The organism is Candidatus Desulfolinea nitratireducens, assembly GCF_982879505.1.
In genome coordinates this window covers 1-1,726 of sequence record NZ_CEYOSI010000241.1, presented here as the reverse complement: position 1 = coordinate 1,726, position 1,726 = coordinate 1, and the positions used below count along the sequence as shown (strand labels likewise).

General features: G+C 47.6%; 2 protein-coding genes and 1 pseudogene. All 3 read right to left on the bottom strand.

Features of this window, described 5'->3' with window-relative positions; all coding sequences use genetic code 11:
* Positions 1-324: pseudogene (locus AC3DOM_RS15550) on the bottom strand (hypothetical protein); the annotation flags it as partial.
* Between the two features lie 65 nt (positions 325-389).
* Complete coding sequence (locus AC3DOM_RS15545; RefSeq protein WP_487919957.1) at positions 390-1,133, bottom strand: GntR family transcriptional regulator; 744 nt, start codon at positions 1,131-1,133, stop codon at positions 390-392.
* A 145-nt stretch (positions 1,134-1,278) separates the two neighbouring features.
* Positions 1,279-1,726, bottom strand: a 448-nt coding sequence (locus AC3DOM_RS15540; protein ID WP_487919956.1) for a magnesium chelatase subunit ChlI family protein, incomplete at its 5' end; no start/stop codon positions are given.

Below are 1,726 nucleotides of genomic sequence, written 5' to 3'. Positions count from 1 at the left end.
CTCTGCCAATTCGGGGGCAGGGGCATAATCATCACCCAGATCAATAAGCTGGTTATAAACCTGCCCTGTGATCTCGAATGAAGAAGCGGCAGTAACCATGTGGGGGTCAAACCCAACGGCTTCGCTAGCTTTACCAACAATCAAAGTGCCGCCAGCTTGCGGTTCAGGTTCTCCCTCAGGTTCGGCAGGAACGAGTACTTCAACTTCTTTTATAACTTCAACTTCTTTGATGACCTCAACTTCTTTCTCGATCACCTCAGGGGCACCACAGGCTGTAACGATAAGAGCCAGCGCTACGAACAAAAATAAAACACGTTTTTTCATTTCTTCACTCCTTATGTGAATTAGGGTTATTAATTTAAAAGGGGGGCGAAAATCTTGAATAATTTTTATCCTTTCACCTCCTTAGACGCATCAAGCTCAACCTGAAAAATATACCGATCAGCTCTATAAGCCGACTCTGTATACTCAAAAACTTTTCCGTCCTGATCAAAAGTAATACGCCTGTTCCGAAGAATCGGTGCACCTGTCGCGATCTTCAACAACTCCTCTTCTCGAGGGCTGCAAAGATCAGCCTCCACTTGCTGTTGTGCACGGGTGGGGATAATGCCATATTTGCTGCTAAGCAATTTATAAAGGGATGAATTCTCAAAATTCTCGTCTAATAATTCCTGCACATCAGGAAAATGCAAAAAACAACTTTCCAATGCAATCGGCTCTCCCCCCGACATACGCAAACGCTTCAACAAAACCACTTTTTGCTCAGGTGCCACTTCTAAAGCCCCCAAAACCCGCACGGGCACGGTCACCAACTCAAGCCGCAAAACCTTCCCACCAGAATGCTTCCCTCGGGTTTGCATATCCTCCGAAAAACTCGTCAAGCTCGTCAACGCCTGCTGCATCTTCCGCTCGGCAACAAAAGTGCCCTTGCCCTGCTCACGGTACAAAATCCCCTCACGGGTCAACTCGCCCAAAGCCTGCCGAGCGGTCATGCGACTGATCTCATACTGCTCACTTAATTCGCGCTCAGACGGGATCATCGTCCCAGGTATCCATTCACCTGAGACAACCTTCTCTCTCAGGATCTCTCTCAACTGATAATAAATAGGAAGAGGGGATTTTTTATCAAGCATAAGAACCTTTTTGGTATAGTTGGCTAGTGGTCTATATCAGTATATAAATAAAAAAAAGAAATGTCAAGCAGGAGTTTTGGATACGCTCGTGGATTTGGGCTTGTTGCCCTCCCCCAACATCTTTACTCCCCTCACTTTTTTCTTGCTAAACCATCATCCCCTTCGGACGATACTGCAACGCCTCCGCCAGATGACTTGATTCTATTCGCTCCTCCCCGGCCAAGTCAGCAATAGTACGCGCCAATTTCAGGATGCGGTGATAGGCTCGCGCGGAGAGTTGAAGCTGGGTCATTGCAGCCTTGACAAGTTGCTGGCCCGATTCATCTAATTCGCAAAACTGACGAACTTCTGCCACGCGCATGTCGGCATTGGTCATCACTCCATTTTTCAGCTCGCTAAATCGCGCTCGTTGACTTTGGCGTGCTGCCTCCACCCGAGTGCGGATATCGTCCGAACTTTCTCCCCTTCTATTATCAGATAGCTTCTCAAAATCTACGCGTGGGACTTCTATGTGAATGTCTATCCTGTCAAGCATGGGACCGGAAATCCGTTTTTGGTAGCGAGTTACGGTTTGGTGGGAACAAGTGCAGGCT

Coding starts and splice junctions, on each gene's coding strand:
- AC3DOM_RS15545 (WP_487919957.1), bottom strand. CDS start 1,133: ATGCTTGATAAAAAATCCCCTCTTCCTATTTATTATCAGTTGAGAGAG.